This is a genomic window from Luteimonas padinae, assembly GCF_014652935.1.
Taxonomy (GTDB): domain Bacteria; phylum Pseudomonadota; class Gammaproteobacteria; order Xanthomonadales; family Xanthomonadaceae; genus Luteimonas; species Luteimonas padinae.
In genome coordinates this window covers 297,494-317,943 of sequence record NZ_BMZT01000003.1, presented here as the reverse complement: position 1 = coordinate 317,943, position 20,450 = coordinate 297,494, and the positions used below count along the sequence as shown (strand labels likewise).

The 20,450-nt window shown below is 63.5% G+C and carries 19 protein-coding genes and 1 pseudogene; 11 read left to right on the top strand and 9 right to left on the bottom strand.

All coding sequences use genetic code 11. From position 1 onward, the window contains the following. Nucleotide 1: 1 nt before the first annotated feature. A complete protein-coding gene (locus IE168_RS04985) occupies nucleotides 2-595 on the top strand; it encodes a cation efflux transmembrane domain-containing protein (RefSeq protein ID WP_095208872.1) in 594 nt (197 codons plus the stop codon). Nucleotides 596-603: 8 nt separating this feature from the next. Here IE168_RS04985 and IE168_RS04980 read toward each other — a convergent pair whose 3' ends face one another. Further along, on the bottom strand, nucleotides 604-999 hold the full coding sequence (locus IE168_RS04980) for a MerR family transcriptional regulator (RefSeq protein ID WP_095208871.1): 396 nt from the start codon (nucleotides 997-999) through the stop codon (nucleotides 604-606). A 94-nt stretch (nucleotides 1,000-1,093) separates the two neighbouring features. Between IE168_RS04980 and IE168_RS04975 the strand changes: the two genes are divergently transcribed. After that, complete coding sequence (locus tag IE168_RS04975; RefSeq protein WP_095209458.1) at nucleotides 1,094-1,717, top strand: cation efflux transmembrane domain-containing protein; 624 nt, start codon at nucleotides 1,094-1,096, stop codon at nucleotides 1,715-1,717. Between the two features lie 345 nt (nucleotides 1,718-2,062). Here IE168_RS04975 and IE168_RS04970 read toward each other — a convergent pair whose 3' ends face one another. Beyond that, nucleotides 2,063-2,923, bottom strand: coding sequence for a LysR substrate-binding domain-containing protein (locus IE168_RS04970; RefSeq protein WP_229823117.1), 861 nt, complete (start codon nucleotides 2,921-2,923; stop codon nucleotides 2,063-2,065). Between the two features lie 161 nt (nucleotides 2,924-3,084). Between IE168_RS04970 and IE168_RS04965 the strand changes: the two genes are divergently transcribed. The 3 genes from IE168_RS04965 (at nucleotide 3,085) to IE168_RS04955 (ending at nucleotide 5,300) form a co-directional block, all read left to right on the top strand. Then, nucleotides 3,085-3,483, top strand: coding sequence for a RidA family protein (locus IE168_RS04965; RefSeq protein ID WP_189495803.1), 399 nt, complete (start codon nucleotides 3,085-3,087; stop codon nucleotides 3,481-3,483). Then, complete coding sequence (locus IE168_RS04960; protein WP_189495801.1) at nucleotides 3,480-4,607, top strand: NADH:flavin oxidoreductase; 1,128 nt, start codon at nucleotides 3,480-3,482, stop codon at nucleotides 4,605-4,607. Before IE168_RS04965 ends, IE168_RS04960 begins: the two co-directional genes overlap by 4 nt. A gap of 261 nt (nucleotides 4,608-4,868) precedes the next feature. Then, the gene (locus IE168_RS04955; RefSeq protein WP_189495799.1) at nucleotides 4,869-5,300 is read left to right on the top strand and encodes a hypothetical protein; all 432 of its coding nucleotides are present in this window, start codon (nucleotides 4,869-4,871) and stop codon (nucleotides 5,298-5,300) included. Nucleotides 5,301-5,447: 147 nt separating this feature from the next. Here IE168_RS04955 and IE168_RS04950 read toward each other — a convergent pair whose 3' ends face one another. The 5 genes from IE168_RS04950 to IE168_RS04930 form a co-directional block, all read right to left on the bottom strand. Next, nucleotides 5,448-6,353 carry a hypothetical protein gene (locus tag IE168_RS04950; RefSeq protein WP_189495796.1) on the bottom strand — a complete coding sequence of 302 codons (906 nt, stop codon included), beginning with the start codon at nucleotides 6,351-6,353 and terminating at the stop codon, nucleotides 5,448-5,450. 198 nt (nucleotides 6,354-6,551) lie between these two features. Next, on the bottom strand, nucleotides 6,552-7,400 hold the full coding sequence (locus tag IE168_RS04945; RefSeq protein ID WP_189495794.1) for a DNA adenine methylase: 849 nt from the start codon (nucleotides 7,398-7,400) through the stop codon (nucleotides 6,552-6,554). A 61-nt stretch (nucleotides 7,401-7,461) separates the two neighbouring features. Continuing rightward, entirely contained in the window at nucleotides 7,462-8,790 is a 1,329-nt protein-coding gene (locus tag IE168_RS04940; protein WP_189495793.1) for a ParB N-terminal domain-containing protein, read from the bottom strand. Nucleotides 8,791-8,889: 99 nt separating this feature from the next. Next, entirely contained in the window at nucleotides 8,890-10,542 is a 1,653-nt protein-coding gene (locus IE168_RS04935; protein WP_189495791.1) for an AAA family ATPase, read from the bottom strand. A 102-nt stretch (nucleotides 10,543-10,644) separates the two neighbouring features. Then, nucleotides 10,645-11,730: a site-specific integrase gene (locus IE168_RS04930; protein WP_229823115.1), complete on the bottom strand. Its 1,086-nt coding sequence runs from the start codon at nucleotides 11,728-11,730 to the stop codon at nucleotides 10,645-10,647. Nucleotides 11,731-11,834: 104 nt separating this feature from the next. Between IE168_RS04930 and IE168_RS04925 the strand changes: the two genes are divergently transcribed. Next, nucleotides 11,835-12,812 (top strand): DNA-binding protein, encoded by a 978-nt coding sequence (locus tag IE168_RS04925; RefSeq protein ID WP_189495789.1) that lies wholly within the window; start codon nucleotides 11,835-11,837, stop codon nucleotides 12,810-12,812. A gap of 476 nt (nucleotides 12,813-13,288) precedes the next feature. On the opposite strand, the pseudogene IE168_RS04920 reads toward IE168_RS04925, so the two are convergent. Next, nucleotides 13,289-13,834 (bottom strand): annotated as a pseudogene (locus IE168_RS04920) (adenine phosphoribosyltransferase). After that, on the bottom strand, nucleotides 13,804-14,187 hold the full coding sequence (locus tag IE168_RS04915; RefSeq protein WP_189495786.1) for a YchJ family protein: 384 nt from the start codon (nucleotides 14,185-14,187) through the stop codon (nucleotides 13,804-13,806). The pseudogene IE168_RS04920 and the gene IE168_RS04915 overlap by 31 nt, the downstream one beginning before the upstream one ends. Before the next feature lie 216 nt (nucleotides 14,188-14,403). Between IE168_RS04915 and IE168_RS04910 the strand changes: the two genes are divergently transcribed. The 5 genes from IE168_RS04910 to IE168_RS04890 all read left to right on the top strand — a co-directional run bounded on the left by IE168_RS04910 (nucleotide 14,404) and on the right by IE168_RS04890 (nucleotide 20,429). Next, a complete protein-coding gene (locus IE168_RS04910) occupies nucleotides 14,404-16,110 on the top strand; it encodes a sialidase family protein (protein ID WP_229823112.1) in 1,707 nt (568 codons plus the stop codon). A gap of 134 nt (nucleotides 16,111-16,244) precedes the next feature. Next, nucleotides 16,245-17,315, top strand: coding sequence for an NAD(P)-dependent alcohol dehydrogenase (locus tag IE168_RS04905; protein WP_189495782.1), 1,071 nt, complete (start codon nucleotides 16,245-16,247; stop codon nucleotides 17,313-17,315). A 35-nt stretch (nucleotides 17,316-17,350) separates the two neighbouring features. After that, nucleotides 17,351-18,016 (top strand): trimeric intracellular cation channel family protein, encoded by a 666-nt coding sequence (locus tag IE168_RS04900; RefSeq protein WP_189495780.1) that lies wholly within the window; start codon nucleotides 17,351-17,353, stop codon nucleotides 18,014-18,016. 57 nt (nucleotides 18,017-18,073) lie between these two features. Further along, nucleotides 18,074-18,481: a CopL family metal-binding regulatory protein gene (locus tag IE168_RS04895; RefSeq protein WP_189495778.1), complete on the top strand. Its 408-nt coding sequence runs from the start codon at nucleotides 18,074-18,076 to the stop codon at nucleotides 18,479-18,481. Between the two features lie 109 nt (nucleotides 18,482-18,590). Then, nucleotides 18,591-20,429, top strand: coding sequence for a copper resistance system multicopper oxidase (locus tag IE168_RS04890; RefSeq protein ID WP_189495776.1), 1,839 nt, complete (start codon nucleotides 18,591-18,593; stop codon nucleotides 20,427-20,429). Nucleotides 20,430-20,450: the final 21 nt, after the last annotated feature.

The following is a 20,450-nucleotide window of genomic DNA, read 5'->3' as shown; positions in this document are numbered from 1 at the left end:
GTTGAGTGAAGAGAAGATCGAAATACACGACGCGCACCAGCGCCGGATCCTGTTGATCGTCCTCGCCCTGAACCTCGCGCTTGCCGCGGGGTTCGGGGTCACGGGCGTCGCCGCCGGCTCAAGCGCTCTGATCGCAAATGGACTGGACAATGCGTCCGACAGCGCCGTCTACATCATCACCCTGCTCGCACTCAGTCGCTCACAAGCCTGGAAACGGTCGGCGGCCAAAGTGTCCGGCTGGCTGCTGATCCTGTTCGCCGCTGGGATCCTGGTCGACGTGGGCCGTCGGTTCCTGGGTGACGCCGAGCCCATTGGTACGACGATGATGGTGATGGCGCTGGGGGCCGGCCTGGTAAACGCGACATGCGTGTGGCTGCTCAAGAAAATCCGGCAGGCCAATGTGAACGTGCGTGCCGCGACGACCTTCAGCACCAACGATTTCATCGCCAACGCAGGCGTGCTCGTGGGTGGCGGACTGGTGCTGTGGACCGGGCGGGCCTGGCCCGACCTCGTCGTGGGGCTCGCAGTGGCGGCGATCGCCCTGAAAGGGGGCATCGAGATCCTGCAGGATGCCCGTGGCGAAGAGGACGCTTGAGTGCCGACCTAGGATGGCGGGTGGCGCAGCGTGTCGAGGATGGCGCACTGGCCGCGCTCGCCGCCGCTGCAACTGCCAATCACCCGTTCGAGCTCCGAGGCCATCCGCTGAAGGTCGTTTAGCCGGTTCCGGATGTCCAGCAGGTGCCCGCGGGCAAGACGGTCGACATCCTGGCAGGACAACCCGTCGTCTTCGGCCAGGCCCAGCAGGCTGCGGATCTCCTCCAGCGAGAAGCCCAGTTCGCGTCCGCGGCTGATGAAGCGCAGCCGATCCGCGTCGGCGGGACGGTAGTCGCGATACCCGCCCGCCGTGCGCGGCGGGGCAGGCAACAACCCGATGCGCTCGTAGTAGCGCACGGTTTCGGGATGGCACCCGCTGCGCTCCGCGACCTCTCCGATCTTCATGGGCTTGACTCTGTAGCGACTCCGGGGTTTAGGATCGCCGACCTGGAAGCGGGCCGCAAATCCTCGGACGCCCGCTCGACTCGGAGACATGATCATGAGTGATTCGTGCGGCTGCGGAAGCACGGTGGATATCCGCGCCCTGGAGGCGGGGCAGCGGCGCGTGTTGATGATCGTGCTGGCAATCAACATCGCCAGCTTCGTGATGATGATCACCGCAGCGATCTACAGCGGCTCGTCCTCGTTGCTGTCGGGCAGCCTCGACAACCTCGGTGATGCGTTGACCTATCTGCTGAGCCTGGCAGTGATCGGCGCGAGCCTGCGCGCCAAGGCCAGGGTGGCGTTGTTCAAGGGATTGCTGATCCTCGGTGCCGCGGTTGCGGTCGCCATCCAGATCGGCTGGCGCCTGGCCCACCCGGAGGTGCCGATCTTCGAGGCCATCGGCATCGCCGCCGTGATCAATCTTGCGTTCAACGCCTTGTGCCTGTGGCTGCTTACCCCGTACCGCTTTGGCGACGTGAACATGTCATCGGCCTGGGAGTGCTCGCGCAATGACCTGTACGAGGGTGTTGCGGTGCTGCTGGCAGCCGCCGGCGTGTGGCTGTTCGATGCCGGCTGGCCCGATCTGGTCATCGCCGGTGGACTGTTGCTGATGTTTCTGCGGTCCTCCGCTCGGGTACTCCGCATGGCTTGGCGGAGTTACCGGGACGAGGTGAAATAACGAGTTACGGCCCGTTGTCCGGTCCTCGAAGAAGAAATGCTCCGTTCTGACGCGTGGCTGGAGCGGCCAAGAAAGTCAGCTATGACAGGCAGTTAGCTCACCTTTGGCCGTTTTTTACACGAATCCCTGCCGACCCTCTGAAAGAGTGGATTCGAAGCGGCAGTTCGGGTCAGCCAGAACGTCCGCTTCTGGCCGGTAGCGGACGTTGGGGCAGGGGATTAGGGATGTTTATCGAGGGTAGGGGTGGATAGCTTCTGGTCGGAAACTGCCCTCGGACGTTCGCCTTGACGCTGTACAAGTCCAGGTATCGGTCAGAAGCAGCGCTACGCGCCTGCGTGTATCGCTCTATTCGGCGTGATGGCGAAGCCAATCCATCACTGCGGTCACCGCGGCGCTAGCGCTGCTTTGCTCTTGCCTCACCAAGTGATAGGTGTAACCGGGAATCGCAGGCCCGAATGGTTGTAGCAGTCGCCCGGCGGCGATTTCATCGGCCACCAGTGCTTGGCTCAGCAGCGCGACGCCCTGCCCAGCTACCGCTGCCTGGATCGCATGGCTTTCATCGGAGTAGCGCAACTCCGCCTGGGTGGTGGGTAGCGCGATACCGGCTTCCGCATGCCATCTCGTCCAAGTAGGGTTGTCCGGGGACGCTTTCTGCCAGTCGAAGTGAACCAGCGGATATGCCGCCATGTCCTGGGGCGAGCGCACTTGGAGTATCGGATTGATCACTGGGATATACGCGTCTGCGAAAAGTACATCGCTGCGGTACCCCGGATATGGCCCCCTGCCGTAGCGGATGGCGATGTCGAATGCATGGCTGGCCAGATCTACCACTGTATCCGATGCATGTAGCTGCAGATCAATGCCCGGATGATTGGCACGGAAGTTCGCTACGCGGGGCACTAGCCACTTCGCTACGAAAGCATTGGTCGCGGAAATGGTGACGCTTTCCCGTTCGGCGGGCGTCAGCAGCCGCCGGATGGCAACGTCGAAGATGTCGAAGCCCTGCCGGAGTGCCGGATACAGCTGTAGACCGGCGCGAGTGAGCGATACCTGTCTCACGCGGCGATCAAACAGCCGAACGCCGAGATGATCTTCGAGTGCACGGATCCGATGGCTCACGGCAGTAGGCGTGACCGCAAGCTCCGCCGCTGCCTGTTTGAAACTCCCATGGCGCGCCGCTGCTTCGAAGGCGCGTAGGGTGGACATGGGCGGGAGGCGGCGGGCAGGCGATGTCATGGATGAAAAAATATCATTTATCGAGTGACAAATCATCGTTTGTCGTCAGATTTCATGCGGATCAGGATGTGTGGCACCGGGGCATCGATGAATTCACATCACCCTGAATCGCCACCACCAAGGAACCGACCATGCGCGAACGCATCATCACTGAGCCGGACCACTACGCTCCCTATCTGCTTTCCCAGGGCATCCGCTTCGGCGATCTGCTCTTCATCTCCGGCCAGGCCGCCGGAGGCGAGGACGGGAAGATCGTCTCAGGCGACTTTCTGACCCAGGGCCGCCGAGCCTTTGCCAATCTGTCCCGTGCACTGGAGGCCGGAGGCTCGAGCCTGCATGACGTCATCAAGGTCACCATTTTCGTCACCGATATGGGTCACTTCCAGGACGTGGTGCAGCTGCGGCGGGAGTTCTTCTCGGCGCCGTATCCGGCGGACACCATTGCCGAGATCAAGGCTTTATATGACCCCAATGCCATGATCGAGATCGAGGCGATTGCCGCGGTCACGAAGGGAAAGGCCGAGGCATGAGCGCCGTCGACGTGCATGCGCTGCTCGCCCCTCACGCCCTCGGCCAACTCACGCTACGCAATCGCCTGGCCGTAGCGCCGATGACCCGCGTCTCCGCTACCCCGGACGGCCTGCCGACCGGAAAGATGGCGAGCTATTACGATGGCTTTGCCAAAGGTGGCTTTGGCCTACTGATCAGCGAGGGCCTCTACACCGACGCGGCTTTCTCACAGGGCTACCTCAACCAGCCTGGCCTCGCGGAGGACGGCCAAGCAAGGGCCTGGGCGCCGATTACGGCCGCCGTGCAAGCGAACGGCGCCCGAATCGTCGCCCAGCTGATGCATGCCGGCGCGCTGAGCCAAGGCAATCGCTTCCGTGAATACGCCGTTGCGCCGTCGGCCATACAGCCAAAGGGCGAAAAGATGGCGTTCTACTACGGCCAAGGCGCCTATGAAACGCCACGGCAGATCACTGAGGAGGAAATCGAGGATGCCATCGCTGGTTTCGCAAGTAGTGCGCGACGCGCGGTGACGATCGCCGGATTCGATGCCATCGAGATCCACGGGGCGAATGGCTACCTGCTTGATCAGTTCCTGACTGCCGGCACCAACCAGCGTACCGACCGGTGGGGTGGCGGCATGAGCGAGCGCATGAGATTGCTGGTGGCGGTCGTCCAACGTGTCAAGCAAGCGGTGGCCGGTCGAGCGCCGGTGGGCATCCGGATCTCACAGGGCAAGGTCAACGACTTCCATGCGAAGTGGAGCGGTGGCGAGCGCGACGCCGAAGTCGTGTTCGCCGCCCTCGCCGATGCAAGCGTGGATTACCTGCACATCACCGAGTTCCAGGCATGGCAACCCGCGTTCGAAGGGAACAGCGCCACACTCGCGGAACTGGCCAAGCGTTACGCATCGGCGGTGCCGTTGATCGTCAACGGCAGCCTCCACGAGCTCGACCGGGTCAGCGCCATGCTCGACAGGGGGGCCGACCTCGTCGCCATGGGGCGTGGCGCACTGGCCAACCCGGACATGCCGCGATTGCTTCAGCGAGGCATGTCCCTGCGCGAGTTCGACAACACCATCCTTGGCCCGATCGCCGATATAAAACAGTCGGAGCTGACGTTAAGAGCCTACCCAGCAGGCGCGTGACAACGCCAAGCCGCTGCAAGGGGACTCCTGCTCAACCCGTCGATGCTCCGGCTTCATCGTGAAGCCACGCGCAGAAAGCGTCTACGGTGGCGTCTGCCGAAGAACAGATCATCGAGTTCCTACTCAGTGTATGCAGCTAGGCTTTGCTGTTCGCCTACGCGTAGCATCCAACAGCATCAAGGGGATGGCACACCAGAGTGTGCGCTGTTGCTAAACTGGATAGCGGACCAATGGTCAAGCTACTAGGTGGTTGGCATTCAGATGACTTATATTCTTACCGACAACGAGAAAAGCTTTCTCAATGAAATTTGCCGGCCGGCTTGGGAGGACACTCGCAAGCAGGGGAAGCAGACGTTGGGGGGGCATTGCCTGCCATTGTCTTCTGTCGCCGCGATAGTTCTGACCGAGCGCCGTTTCCGTAATGCGAACTGGCGGGTTGTCGGCGGAGATGTGGAGACGCCTACGGGTCGGGTGGGTCATTTTTGGCTTGAAGGCAACTCAGCCGATCGATCTTTTTTTCTGGACATTACGTCAGATCAGTTTGGTTATGTTTGTCCATCTTTCTTGGCGAAAAGGCCCGAGAACTATCATCTTGGTCAGCAACCTAGTGATCTCTTCGAACACGCCATACAGGAAATGATAGTTGAAGCCCGGGAGCGACTCGGCAAATTCGATCTAGCTCCTGACAACTAATGAAGCAAACACTTCGTGGCCGGCTTAGTTTAAAGCTGGCCAACGTCTGCATCTGTTCGGAAGCGGGCATCGGCGAGACAGGAGATTAGGGCTGGTTATCGGGGGTAGTGAGGGGGGGCTTCCGACCCAACGGCGCCGATGTTCGAGTCATCCGTGATTGGGCAATTGTGTCGGACCTTTAGGGTCAAACACGAACCGCTGCCCAGGAACCAAGTTGAAGTTGCAGTCTTTCGCCGGAAGGCCGTTTAGTCTGAGCAGGAGGATGGCTTCGCCCTTCTTCGCTAGATCATCCAGCATCGCTTCTTCGAGCTTCTCTAAATGCGAAAGCATGTGTAGGAACCCAGAAAGAACCTCATCGCAATCTTTCAGCAATTGCTTCTTCGACACTTCTGGGGCGCGGATGTTAAGCGTCTGAATCTCTGAATGGGCGGCCTGGGCGTTTCGAAGCTTGTTCACAAAATCCATGTGATCCATCGCGCAATGGTCGAACTCGAGGCAAAGATGGAACGGGTGCGCCAACGTGCCTATCAGAGAAACCAAGTGTGGTTCTTTCCCATTCTGCTTTCTGCAAGAAGGACAGGGTGACTCCAGCAATGCCCCGAGCGCCATTCGCTTGTATCTTGACTCAGGAAACTGTGTGCAATGGAGTAACTGCTTGATCACAACCTCGCAGAATCTGGCGGTATAGAGAAGAACGTCGTTGTATAGTCGAAGTCGCTCGACCTCTGCGTCCACATTGGTATGATCCGGTGAAGGCGTGGTGGCGTATTCGTGAGAGACGTTGATTGCCTGACCTAGAACCAAAGATAGCGCGGCTGCGCTGTAGCTGTATGGATTTGTGTAACACCCCGTGGTCTCGCGGTCGGAGTTGGAGATGTATGAGAGTTGGCCCCGCTGCATCATCCAGGCGCGCATCTCCCGAGCCGAAGGTAAGAAATTGATGCCCACGATCCGCTCACCCTCCCAGCGGTACGCGTGCGGCCGGTAACTCCACGAAAGGTGCTTTCCATGCCACTCGCGTTCTGGCGGTCGCTGTGTGACTTCGGCAGTCATGATGTAAGAGTAATCCGTTTGGTCTCAATGAAAAGACAACGAACCACAGCAGTTGCTACGGCCCGCTACTGACCGAAAGCTTGTTCAGGCGGGTGGGGATTACGAAGATTATCGCGGGCGGCGAAAACCGCCATTGGGCGATAGTAGGTGAGTGCTGACGGAACCAACAAAAATGCCAATTCAGTGTAGTTTTTGTGCTTAAGCAGCTTGGCGGATCTCGGCCGGCAACTTCAGCTTTGGGTCGATGACCATCAGCTCCACGCCTACCCGCTTGACTTGTGCCGAGTAATTGAGGCTGAGATTGATGCTCGGAAACTTTTTGTAAAGGCGCTGGATTTCAGGTGCGTCGTCATAGGTCACCATCCAACGCTGCTCAATCATTGGGATCACCCGCGCCAGGCTTGCATGGTCCTCATGCTTATAGAAACTACAGTACAGGTCACGGCCCTTGCCGTAGTAGGGCGGGTCTATGTTGACCAGCGCCTTCTTCGATAGCTTCGGTAGCTTGTTCAGGATGAAGTCCTCGGCGTCCATCTTAGTAAGCGTGACCTGAGCCTTGTACTTCGCGATGCGCTGGATTTTTCGCAGCAAGTCGGTCTTGTTGAAACGACAATCCAATGAGTAGGCACTCTTCTGCATCTTGCCACCGATCACACCGCCCTTGAGGATCCCAGATCGATTGGTCCGATTTAGGAACAGCGTGGAGAAGCCGAGCTCCAGTTGGCGTGCACGCCGATCCTGCTGCACAGCCTTCTGCTTATGCCAGACTTCCATGGTTACTGGGGTCTTCTCGATCAACTCGCATAGGTCATCGGTCCTGCGCAAGACAGAAGCCCAGAAGGCGTAGATTGACGGATCGATATCATTGATATGGATCTCAGACACGTAAGCGTCCAGCAGCAGCTTCCAAGCGATGCCGCAGCCGCCGGCAAACGGCTCGATATAGGAGCCATAAAACAACTCATTCTCGCGCAGAATTTCGATAACGACCGGTGCGAGTTGGGTCTTGCCGCCTGGATAACGGAGAGGCGAGTCTGTCACTGGCATACGAGCAAACCTATATCTAATATGATGACTCTAGCGAAAGGGAGGCCGCTTGGCCACGCCCTCACAGCAACCCTTTCGCCAACAGGTGGAGCCCAGGCTCAAGGGTGTCCCAACGGCGATTAATTTCAGCTCGCGTAGGAACGGAACTGCCGTGAATCCAACTACCCAACGAGTCTGGCGACGTGCGGGAATAGCGATCTGAAACCATGCCCTTCAACGGCTGCAGGGCAGATTTGAGCGCCTTTCCTTCCAACGTCGAATGTGTTTCCAGATGTTTGACGCATCGGTCGATTACATTGTGCAGGTCTCCCTCCATGCCCAGACGGTGACGCTTGGCGTACAGCTTGGCGAGACGCTCAATGAACGCACGAAGCAGATACGCCGCCGCGAAGGAATGCTCGTTAGCATCGATGCTGCGCAGCTCGCGAAATAGGCGGCTTAGGATATGGTCGCTGGTGAAGCTATGTCTGAAGCCCGTAGTCACGACAGACCCGCGCTTATCAGGGTTGGACAGCCTCGGTGCTGCCTTGGCAGCTGACATTCTCGGACTTTTGAGCGGTACAGCCTTGGGCAGGCGCGTCTTTGGCGCGTGTCCGTGGGTGCTCAGCTCCTTGGCATATGACTTCCAGTCCGCAGCCTTTGAACGCGAATGCACCTTGGGATCTATGCCAGTCAAGCTCTTCGGCAACGAGTCCTGGAGGAACACTTTAAGGGCGGTGTTGAACTCATCCTGCGGCACGTCGAGTTCTAGCTCTTTGTTGGACGCGAGACCCAATGTGTGGCGGAAAATCGGATTGCCAAGGTATCGCGTAAGCGTAGTGACGGGCACTTCCTGATGTTCTTCACCCGTAATAAGACCGGTCTTCAAGGCGTGATCTACAAGCCCCGCAGCAAGTTGGTTCGCAGTAGAGCCACCAACCTTCTCAGCGTGACGCGCCTTCGCATTCACATCCCACGGACGTAAGCCTTTGCCTCCATCTTCGCCACGGTGCCGCATGCTAATCCACGGCTCGGCATCTTCCTCACTGTCAAACAAAACAACTTCAATCCGGGCGGGGATTTCTTGGCCCTTGGCCTTGTAGTCCAGCACCTTCTTCTTGAAAGAATCGGGAGCCTTGTCGGGGTCGTGTAGCATTTTCAATGCACAGACGCGGCGATTGCCTTCCACCACGATGTACGAACCCTTGAGTGCCGGATGGGCGACAACGCCAATTCGCTCTAGCGGATTCAACGCGCCAGCCTCAGCAATGCTTCTGGCAACTTCGCCAGCTTTCTCTTTCCTCAACAACTGCGCAATAATCTCAGGCTCGTTATCCATTGCATCGTGTCGCGCATTTGTTCGATCCAATAGAAGCTTATTGATGCCAACCGTGATGGTTCTATAACCCATTTTCACTACACCCCTATGCCCTACGAGGACTGGCTGAAAAATCCCAGTGGTAACAACGGCGCAAGGTTCATCAGGTTCGAATCTGGTGCTTAGCCTGATCTATTGGAGTCGCTGGGAAGTTGAGGCAACAGTCGACTCGAACTCTTCAATGAAACGCTTGACCAGTTCACTATTCACAGAAATCCATGCCTCCATAATCCCCCAACGTTTGATCTTTAACCAGCGCTCGCCCCACCAACTCTTGCTGGAGTCCCGATCATCACCTTCTCCTGAGTTATTAGGAAAAAAACTCTCTAAAAGCTTGTCGCTCGTAGGATTGGATACGTGTAAGCCAAGGAGGGCGTCCCGCAACTCGCCGTCATCTGCCGTAATCATAGACCTTATAAAGTTCTTTACGATATTCTCGGGAGATCGGCTGGTGCCTCTGGCACCGGAAGGGCATGGCAGCTTAATGGTATTTCGACGTCGCACAGCCTTAGCAGGAATGGAGGTGTCCGCGTCAACTATCAATACCCTGTCTTTGAAGATTGGGTCATGATCAGGAAGCTTTACCAGATTGGAGCCACCGACTCCAAGGCCGATTAGCTTAATCCTCACGCCATATTTTCTGCCGAGAGAAGTTCTTTTCGCTGGCGGCATCAGCGCTTCAAAAAACTGCTTGCCTTCTTCATCTTCAAAGTACACACCAAGTACGGGCTTGGTGGCCTTGACCGGTTCATCATCACGAAGCGCCATGTCATCAAGTATGGCCTCCAGCGATTGGTTCTCTGCTACCCGGGGAGACCTGGTATCAAGCAGGTAGAGTACTGAGTCGGGCGCCCGCGCATCGCCAGCGCCATCCGGATGGACCGCTGTGATCAATCGGGGGGAGTGTGTCGTGGCGACGATCTGAAGACTCAACTGCCTAGCATATTTCTTCAGACCTTTAGCGAGTCGATCAATGGCATGCGGGTGGAATCCAACATCCAGTTCGTCAATAACAAGAAGGCCCCCGGCATAGGATGCGCCTTGCTCGCGCTTGAGCTTGCTAAACGATGCAAGCGCGGTCGCGATGCTACCCAAGCTATCTTGGCCCATTGAAACCGCTAAAGCGTCGTGGTTCTTGTATCCGGGTTGGCTACTCTTTTTGTTAACCCCCCTGATGCTTTGCTCTGTCACGTTGTTTGTCACCTCACTGCCGGTGATAACAGATTTCATGAAATCTGTCATAATGATCTTGTCCTCGTCAGCCATGGCCGAAATGGCAACAGTGACGTCGCTGTCATTTGCTTCACCGATTGATGCGAGCCGACGAATTCCGAGATAAATGGTCGGTAGTGGCACCTTTGCATCTTGGCCGACCGGATCGTCATCAGCTCGATCCACAGTTCTAGGAACAACCCTCGCCCGGCGTTCCTTGACACGCTTTGTCATGGCGCATCGCTTTTTGATGGTGTTCCCATTGACTTCGGAAGTAACGATTGGTTGCGAAGATATATTTTCTTGAGCGAGATCTACCTCATCGATTGCCAGGTAAACGATCTTCTCGATGTTCGCGTAATAGTGCTCGCCGAAGTAGCTTTTGGGTCCATCAGTCAACCCAAATGTGTTGGTTAGCAGGCCTAGAATGGTCGACTTTCCGATGCCATTGTGTCCCGCAATCAATGTCAATCTTGGAGAGATTGGGACTTCTAATCGCGCCAGTTTGCGAAACGGCGGATGTCCAAACTCTATAGACTTCACCAGCACATTTTGGATTGCAACACCTGCCATGATCGGAGCCCCCCCTCCTCAAGTCTCAAAATTTCTCCATCGCTCGGAGTCTACGGCATCTGGCAACGCCTATGACCCTTGATGGTTGCCTGGTCGATGGCCTCAATCCTCTAGTAATCGAGCAGCGGGATTGTCTGTGGCTCCTCCGGATTGGAAGTACCCGATCACGCTCGACACCGCCCGGTGCTCGGTCAGCTGCATGATCGCCGGCAGCGAAACCCCTTGGCGGCTTGCCTCGGTCACGAACCCCGACCGCAGGCTGTGCCCCCCAAAATCCCCCTCAAGCCCCGCCTGACGAGCACGCCTCTGTACGATCTCCCCGACGGCGGCCGGGGAGAGGGCAGGGCCCACACGATCCTTCCACAGTCGCCGAAAGATCGCACCGTCGGTGATCCCAGACGCCTCCAGCCAGTCCTCCAGCGCCAGAGCGGCGCGATCAAGCACTGGCTTGTCCGGCGTTGAGTTGGCCGTCACCCCAGCCTGCTGAGTCTTGCTGTGCTCGAGCCGGTAGATGTAGCCCTGGTCACCGAGTCTTTTCAGATCGCGTAGATCCGCCGCGGCGACCTCGCTCCGCCGGCGTCCGCCGCTGGCAAAGGCAAAGCAGAGCAGGGCACGGTCGCGCAGGCCCACCAGGCTTTCATCGCATGTCGCCAGCATTCTTTCGAGCTCTGGCAGAGTGATGGCGGTCTTTTTTCGCGGCCGCTCCCCACGTTTAACAACCGCCCGGGCGGCACGGCTCAGCACGGTTCGAACCGCAGGCTGCTCGCAGGGATTCGGGACCTGCTTAAGCCGATGCGCCGTGGAAAGCACCGCGACCCGATGGCGGACGGTGGCCAGGGTCCAAGGACCGGGTTTGGCTTTGAGGCCGGCCGTCACGAGTGCCTGATCGACGGCTGGCGGCAGTTCCCAGGTCAGATCGCCGTCTGCGGATCGCCGCTGGACATGGTCGACCACGAACTGCAGCACGGCGGCTTCCGAAACCGGCAGCACCAGTTCGACGCCGTAGCGCGCCGCATGCCAGCCAGCCCAGTAGCGCAGGGCCGTGGCGTAGCTGCGGGTGGTGTTCTCGGCGGCCGCTTCGGCCAGCAGTTCGCGCACGGCATCGGGAGCCTGTTGGGCGAGCTGGTCGGGAAGGACCATGCCAGAGGCCGGTTGCACGAGGACCGGAAGTGCGTGATTATCGTTCATAATATGTAGTATTCACTACGTTGCAGACCATCCACCCGCGATAATCATCACTTATCACCAGTACGGAATCAACAGAGTAGGGCGCCCGCGTAGGAGACCCGTCCATGGCCCGAGGCATCACCGAATCCGACGTACACACCGCCGCTGACGCCATCGTCGACGCAGGCGAACGGCCCACGGTTGAGCGCATCCGCGCACATCTGGGCACCGGGTCCCCGAACACGGTGACTCGCTGGCTCGAGACCTGGTGGCAGGGGCTCGGCCAGCGACTGCAGGCGCAACAGGCGAGTCTTGCGCTCCCGGAAGCCCCTGAATCCGTGGCGAAAGCCGCGGGAGCGCTGTGGCGCCTGGCGTTGGAGCATGCCCAGGCCCACGCCAAGGAGGCACTGGAGGCTGAGCGCGTGGCCCTTCAGGAGGAACAATCCAAGCTCCAGGCCGAACGCGAAGCCTTCGCCATTGAAGCCACCGCTTTACGCGCCAAGGTCGAGGCCGCCTCCCAAGCTGAACGCGTGGCTGCGACCCAGGCGACCGAGCTCAGCCGGCTGATCAGCCAACTGGAAGGCCAAGTTGCCGAATTGGCCCAACAGCGCGACGTTGCGCGGGAGCAAGCCGCGAACGCCGAGACCGCACGACAAGCTGCCGATCGACGCCTGCAGGCGCTCCAGGACGCTGCCCAGGCTGAACGGGAAACACTGGCGAAGCATGTTCAGGTGACCGAGGACCGGGCCCATGCCGAAGTCGATCGCGCCCGGCAGCAGAGCAGGGAACTCCAAAGCCGTCTTACGGCCCTTCAGAAGGAGCAGGCAGCGGCCCAGAAAGCGCAACTCGTGGCCCTGGAGCAAAGCAACGCCAAAGCCATGGAGGCCCAGCGGCAGGCTGAGATCCATCAGGCCAAGGCTGAAGCGCTAGCAGAACAGCTGGCGCAGCTGCGCGACTTGCCGGCCGAGTTGGAGTCGGTCCTACGCCAGGCCAAAAAGGCAGCGCCAAGCCCCAGAAAGGTGGCCCGGCGGAATGTGCAAGCGCCCCAGAGGAAGAAGGTGTCAGCGGCAACCAGGAAGAAGGCAGCCGCGGACCTGGGCTAGACGGCCAACCTGGGAGCCGTTCCTGTACTCACACGATTTGGCATCCGGACACTCGACGTGTGCAATTGTGAGAAAGCTGCGCAGGTACGAACTCACACAATTACCCATCAAGCACTCACGCCTTTAGGCATCCAGACAGGAGCGGTGGGGGGATCGGGAATGACGGTGCGATGGCGTGAGTCCGCGCAGCTGGGTGGCTTGCCATTCTGACATAATGTGCATTATGCGAAGTTCCGAAGGGCGTGGACGGCAGGGCTGGCACGCTGGATCGCCCGCATCATTGGGCACAGCACTCTTTGGTGCACCGCTTGAACACTCTTGGTGTACATCCAGCGCACTCACACCTATACATCGAAATTTCTAGCGCACTGGAGAGCCCACGATGTCGTCGACAGCGCAGAAGCCCAGGGCCTGATCACGCCAGAGGTAGCCGAGGAGGCACAGGACAGGCTCGACCAGGCGCGCTGATCGCCCCGTCAATACGCCGCGGCCGCCAGCAGCGGCACCGCCTCGTCCCAGTGCGCGCGCACGCCCAGCGCCAGCATCTCGAACAGCACCGCCGCTCCCACCACTTCCGCGCCCTGCCGCCGCATCAGCGAGCGCGCCGCCAGCAGGGTGCCGCCGGTCGCGAGCACGTCGTCCACCAGCAGCACGCGGGCGCCTGTGGGCAAGGCGTCCACGTGCACTTCCAGCCGGTCGGTGCCCTATTCAAGCGCGTAGTCCTGCGACAGGGTGTCGGCCGGCAGGCGGCCCGGCTTGCGCACGGGGACGAAGCCGGTGCCGAGCGCCTGCGCCAGGGCCGCACCCAGGATGAAGCCGCGCGATTCGATGCCGACCACCGCGTCCAGCGCGGCCCCGCGCCAGGGTTCGACCATGGCCGCGACCGCGGCCGCGAAGCCGTCGGCATCGGCCAGCACCGGGGTAATGTCCTTGAACAGGATCCCGCGCCGGGGAAAGTCGGGAACGTCGCGCACCAGCGCCTGCCACGGCTTCACTTGAACTCCCCGTCCACGTAGAGCCAGCGCCCGTCGACGCGCGCGAAGCGGCTGACCTCGTGCAGGCGATTCGCCTTGCCGCCGCCGATCCTGTGCCGGGCGACGAACTCCACCACGGCGCTGCCGTCGCCGCCGTCCTCATGGCGCTTCACGTCCAGCCCCAGCCAGCGCAGGCCCGGGGTGTCATCCAGGTCCAGCGTGTCGGGGCGGGTGTCGGGGTGCCAGCTCACCAGCAGGTAGTCGCGCAGGCCGAGCGCGTAGGCGCTGTAGCGCGAGCGCATCAGCGCTTCGGCGCTGCCGGCCACGGCCTGGCCTTCGTGCAGCGGCTGGCAGCACGAGGCATAGGGAGTGGAGGCATTGCAGGGGCAGGACAACGACATGCCGGGACGCAGTAAACCAGCGTGGGGTGGGCCGTCGAGTTTGAGCCTCCCCGGCCGCGAAGCCAAATGGTCGCTGGCGGCACGAGGGTGGCGGCTTCGGAGAGTTGAAATATTGGCGTCATATGATCGAGCGTTGCCCTAGCCCAGCAGGTCGCATCGATGCCACGCACACCCCGAGTCGCCCCGGTCGCAGCCGCGATCACCACCGCCATGCTCATGGCAGCCCCGCCTGCGATGGCGCAGCCGGCACCAGGCGTCGCGACCGGCAGCTCAGCCCCGAGCTGCACGCTGACCGCGTTCCGCATGCGCTCGGACTTCGAGTCGCCGCTCAACGACACCACCGACTGGGCCGGCGCCACCAACGAGGCGCTGGCCGTCAACGCCGACCAGCCATTCCGCCTGCGCCTCGAGCTGGAGGCCGAAGGCCCGGCCGGGCAGCCGCGCAGGTTCTGGCTGCAGTACCGCCACAACGGCGGCGCGTGGACCGATCTGCAGGCCGCCGACTTCCCCTACCCGCTGGTCACGCCGCCGATCAGCGTGGTGGCCAACGGGGAGTACACCCCGGGCGAGGCCACGCTGGACCTGCTGCCGGGTTCCCGGGCGCCCTTCCATGCCGGCGCCGGGATCGTGGCGGAAGCCGCGACGCCGTCCTGGACCGGCGGCAGCGCCCACGGCGAGTGGGAATGGCCGCTGGTGGTCCGCCGCTTCTCAGACCACGCGCACACCAATGACACCGGCGATACCTACGAGCTACGTGCCGCCGAAGCGTTCGGCACCTGCAGCAGCGCGGTCGTGCCGACGCTCACCGTCACCGTGCCCGACGGGCTGCTGGGCGGCACCTTCGTCGAAACCCCCGGCCCCATCGGTCCCTGGCAGGCGCGCAACGGCGACCTGTACTTCCTGATGGAGCCGGCCGAGACCAGCAACATGCTGATGGTGGTGAAGTCCAGCGACGGCGGCCGCAGCTGGCGCGAGGTCGATGGCGGCCACCGCCCGGCCACCGGCGACCTCGAAGGCTTCGCGGCCACGCTTGCCGGCGACACGGTGCACATGCTCCACCAGACCTCGGAGGCGGTCTTCCACCATGCGTTCCGCACCTCCGACCATCCGACCGCACCCGACACCTGGGCCGTCCGCGACGAGCAGCTGGCCGCGCCGGAGGAGCCGCCGATCCAGGTGGCGGCGCTCGCCGCACGACCCGACGGCAGCCTGCTCGGCGTCTACGGCACGCCCACGCACATCGAGCTCCGGATCCGCGACGCGGGCGGCCGCTGGAGCGACGCCACGGTCATCGACCCGGACAGCGATGCGCTGCTGTCCGGGCCGATGCTGGCCACCGGCAAGGACGGCGCGGTGCACCTGGCCTATACCGACCGCCGCGGCAACGCCTGGTACCGGACCATCGGCCATGACGGCCTCCCCGGCCCGCGCCAGCACGTGGCCGACGGGCTCGGCCGCGCCGAAACCGACGTCGGCTCCATCCTGCCGCTGGTGTACCTGCCCGCCACCGACACGCTGATGGTCATCTACCGGCTGGCCAACGGAGCGCTGCGCGAGCGCCGCTCGGTCGGCGGCGCGCCGCTGGGCGGGCCGCGCGTGGTGACCGACCGCGTGGTCATCCAGGGCGCGGTGGACTCCGACCAGACCGCGGCCGACGCGATCGCACTCGACGGCCGCGCGCAGGTGCTGTTCGTCGACGCCGACTCCGGCAGCCTGTTCCACGCCGCCACCGGTGACGACGGCGAATGGGGGCCGGCCACGCTGCAGGTGGACGACATCGACGGCCAGTGGGTCCGCGGCCGGCCGGTGCGGCGCGCCGACGGCAGCCTCGTCTACGGCCATGTGTATGACGCCGGCTCCAACGGCGGCTCGGGCCTGAACCGCTATGGCGAAGTGGAGCCGGGGGCGCCAGGCGCGGAGTGACGTCCGCCGGGCGCGGGAACGATCACCGCCGCAGCGCCTCCGCCACCATCCCGGCAGGCACCGTCATACTGGTCGCCGCCGCGCTGCTGGCGCATCCTGCTTCACGCGCACCCCACGCACCCGAGGAGACTCCCATGACGATCAAGGCCTACGGCGCCCATGCCGGCGACAAGCCGCTGGAACCCATCGACATCACCCGCCGCGCCACCGGCGCGCACGACGTGCGGATCGACATCGCCTTCTGCGGCGTCTGCCACTCCGACCTGCACCAGGTCCGCGCCGAATGGGCCGGCACCCGGTTCCCCTGCGTGCCGGGCCACGAGATCGTCGGCCGGGTCTCGGCCGTCGGCCCGGATGTGTCCGCGTTCAAGCCCGGCGACCTGGTCGGCATCGGCTGCATCGTCGACAGCTGCCGCGGCTGCGACGAGTGCGCCGACGGGCTGGAGAACTACTGCGACGGCATGGTCGGCACCTACAACTCGCCCACGCCGGACGCGCCCGGCCACACCCTGGGAGGCTATTCGCAGCAGATCGTGGTGCACGAGCGCTACGTGCTGCGCATCCGCCACGGCGAGGACCAGCTTGCGGCCGTCGCGCCGCTGCTGTGCGCGGGCATCACCACCTGGTCGCCGCTGCGCCATTGGCAGGTGGGGCCCGGCAAGAAGGTCGGCGTGGTCGGCATCGGCGGGCTGGGCCACATGGGCATCAAGCTGGCGCACGCGCTGGGCGCGCACGTGGTGGCGTTCACCACCTCGGAGTCCAAGCGTGAGGCGGCACTGGTGCTGGGCGCGGATGAAGTGGTGGTGTCGCGCAACGCCGGCGAGATGGCCGCGCACCGCAAGAGCTTCGACTTCATCCTCAACACCGTGGCCGCGCCGCACGATCTCGACGCCTTCCTGGCGCTGCTCAAGCGCGACGGTACGATGACCCTGGTCGGTGCTCCGGCCACGCCACATCCGTCGCCGAACGTGTTCAGCCTGATCGCGAAGCGGCGCTCGCTGGCCGGTTCGCTGATCGGCGGCATCCCGGAAACCCAGGAGATGCTCGACTTCTGCGCCGAGCACGGGATCGTGGCCGACATCGAGATGATCCGCATGGACGAGATCAACGCCGCCTACGAGCGCATGCTCAAGGGCGACGTGAAGTACCGCTTCGTGATCGACAACGCGTCGCTGGCGGGCGATGCGGCGTCGGCCGGCGGCTGACTGACGGGCGCAACCGGGGCGCACGCCCGAAGGCCATGAGTCCCGAGCCGCAGGCCACCCTCGAACTGCAGCGCACCCTGGTCCTGGTGCTGGACCTGTGCGGCACCTTCGCGTTCGCGGTCAGCGGCGCGACGGCCGCAGTGCGCCGGCACCTGGACATTTTCGGGGTGCTGGTGGTGTCGTTCGCGGCATCGACCTTCGGCGGCATCAGCCGCGACGTGCTGATCGGGGCCACGCCGCCGGCGGCCATCGAGGACTGGCGCTACCTCGCGGTCGCGATCGCCGCGGGCGTGGTGACGTTCTTCTGGTCGCCGCTGGTGGAACGGCTGCGCAACCCGGTCCGGCTGCTGGATGCGGTCGGCCTGGCCTTCTTCGCGGTCGCCGGCACCGAGAAGGCGCTGGCATTCGGGCTCAGTCCGCTGATGGCCGCGCTGATGGGCATGCTCACCGGCATCGGCGGCGGCATGGCGCGCGACGTCCTGCTGGCCGACGTGCCGGTGGTGCTGCGCGCCGATCTCTACGCCGTGGCGGCGCTGGTCGGGGCCGGCATCGTGGTCGGCGGCCACCTGCTCGGGCTGCCGGTGGTGGCCACGGCGGTGGCGGGCGGCCTGGCCTGCTTCGCGCTGCGCCTCCTGGCCCTGCGCCGGGGATGGCGGCTGCCGGTGGCCGGCGGGGCGCCACCGCCCGACGGGGATGCCTGAGCGTCCGTTGATCCTGGATAGCCCGGGTGGGGGCGCCACGCGCTAGACTTGCCCGTCATGCGCCCGTCCGCCCTCCTCCTCCGGATCCTGCTGGCCGTTGCCCTGGTCGTGAATTCGATCGGTGGCGCGGTCGCCGGCGTGGCCGGCAGCGGGGCCATCGGGCACGTGGCGGCGGCTTCCGTGGAGGTCGCCACCGCCGCGTCGCATTGCGGTGGAAGCCCGGCGGACCACCCCGTCGTACCTGAATGCCCCGCTCCCGCGGACGGCCACCCCTGCCCCTCGTCCGGCGAGGACGACTGCAGCCACGACGCGCGGTGCCTGCAGGCCTGTACGCATGCGTGCGCAGCGCTCGCCCGGTGCTTCGCGATCGGCGTGCAGGTGAACGCGGGCAGCCCGCTGCATCCGTTCACCCGGGGCCTTCCCTCGCCGCCCGTGCGCACCCCGATCCGGCCTCCCATCGCCTGACCTGCCGGCGCCCCAAGGGCGCTTTCCGTGGCAGCCCCATGCGGGTCGGCCCTTCCATCGGACGTCGGGCCGCGCATGCCGCGGCGGCGACGGGTGAACAGGAGTTTCAATGAACCATCCCCATTCCCCGGGCGATACGCCCGCCCATGGCCGCCGCCGCTTCGTGCAGGGCCTGGCCGGCGGCGGCATTGCCGCGGCGCTCGGCCTCAGGCCTGGCGCCGGCCACGCCGCCCCGGCGGCCGTGCCGGTGCTGTCGGGTTCGACCTTCGACCTCGCCATCGGCCGCTCGGCGGTGGACTTCACCGGACGTGCGCGCCTGGCGACCACGGTCAACGGCAGCCTGCCGGCGCCGATCCTCCGCTTCCGCGAGGGCGACACCGTCACCCTGCGCGTGGCCAACCGCCTGCGCGACGCCTGGAGCTCGATCCACTGGCACGGGCTGCTGCTGCCCGCGAACATGGACGGCGTGCCCGGGCTCAGCTTCGACGGCATCGCGCCGGGCGACACCTGGACCTACCGCTTCGACGTGCGCCAGTCGGGCACCTACTGGTACCACGGCCACTCGATGTTCCAGGAGCAGGCGGGCCTGTACGGCGCGCTGGTGATCGACCCGCTCGAACCACCGCCCTGGCACCACGACCGCGAGCACGTGGTGCTGCTGTCGGACTGGACGGACATGGATCCGGTCGCGCTGTTCCGGCGCATGAAGAAGGACGCCGGCTACGACAACTACTACCGTCCGACGGTGGGCGACTTCGTCCGTGACGCGCGCGCGCGCGGCTTCGCGGCGGCGTGGCACGAGCGTGCGATGTGGGACCGGATGCGGATGACGCCCAGCGACATCTCCGACATCAACGGCCACACCTACACCTACCTGCTCAACGGCACCGCGCCCGCGGGCAACTGGACCGGGCTGTTCCGGCCGGGCGAGAAGGTCCTGCTGCGCTTCATCAACGGCTCGGCGATGACGTATTTCGACGTGCGCATCCCGGGCCTGAAGCTGACCGTGGTCGCGGCCGACGGCCAGTACATCCACCCGGTCACGGTGGACGAGTTCCGGATCGCCGCGGCGGAGACCTTCGACGTGCTGGTGGAGCCGTCCGGCCAGGACGCGTACGCGATCTTCGCCCAGGACAGCGGCCGCACCGGCTATGCGCGCGGCACGCTGGCGGTGCGCCACGGGCTGGCGCCGCCGGTGCCGGCGCTGGATCCGCGGCCGCTGCTGACCATGGACGACATGGGCCACGGCGGGATGGACCACGGCGGCCACGCGGCGATGGGCCACGGCGCGCCGGCTGCCCCGGCGGCCGTGGACCATTCCGCGCATGCGGGCCATGCGGGCCATGCGGGCATGGACCACTCGGCACATGCGGGCCACGCCGCCGGTGCAGCCGGCATGGACCACGGCAGCGGCGCCATGCAGGCGCATCCGGCGAGCGAGGATGGCCATCCGCTGATCGACATGCAGGCCATGTCGGTGTCGCCGAAGCTGGACGATCCCGGCGTGGGCCTGCGCGGCAACGGCCGCACGGTCCTGACCTACGGTGCGATGCGCAGCCTGTTCGCCGATCCCGACGGTCGTGACCCGGGGCGCGAGGTCGAGCTGCACCTGACCGGCCACATGGAGAAGTTCGCCTGGTCGTTCAACGGCGAGAAGTTCATGGATGCCGCGCCGCTGCGCATGGTCTACGGCGAACGCCTGCGCGTGGTGCTGGTGAACGACACGATGATGTCGCACCCGATCCACCTGCACGGCATGTGGAGCGACGTCGAGGACGAACGCGGCGGCTTCCACCTGCGCAAGCACACCGTCGACATGCCGCCCGGCACGAAGCGCGCGTTCCGCGTTCGCGCCGATGCGCTGGGCCGGTGGGCCTTCCACTGCCACCTGCTGTATCACATGGAAGCCGGGATGATGCGCGAAGTGCGCGTGGAGGAGCGGGCATGACGCGCACCTCTGCCAACCGCG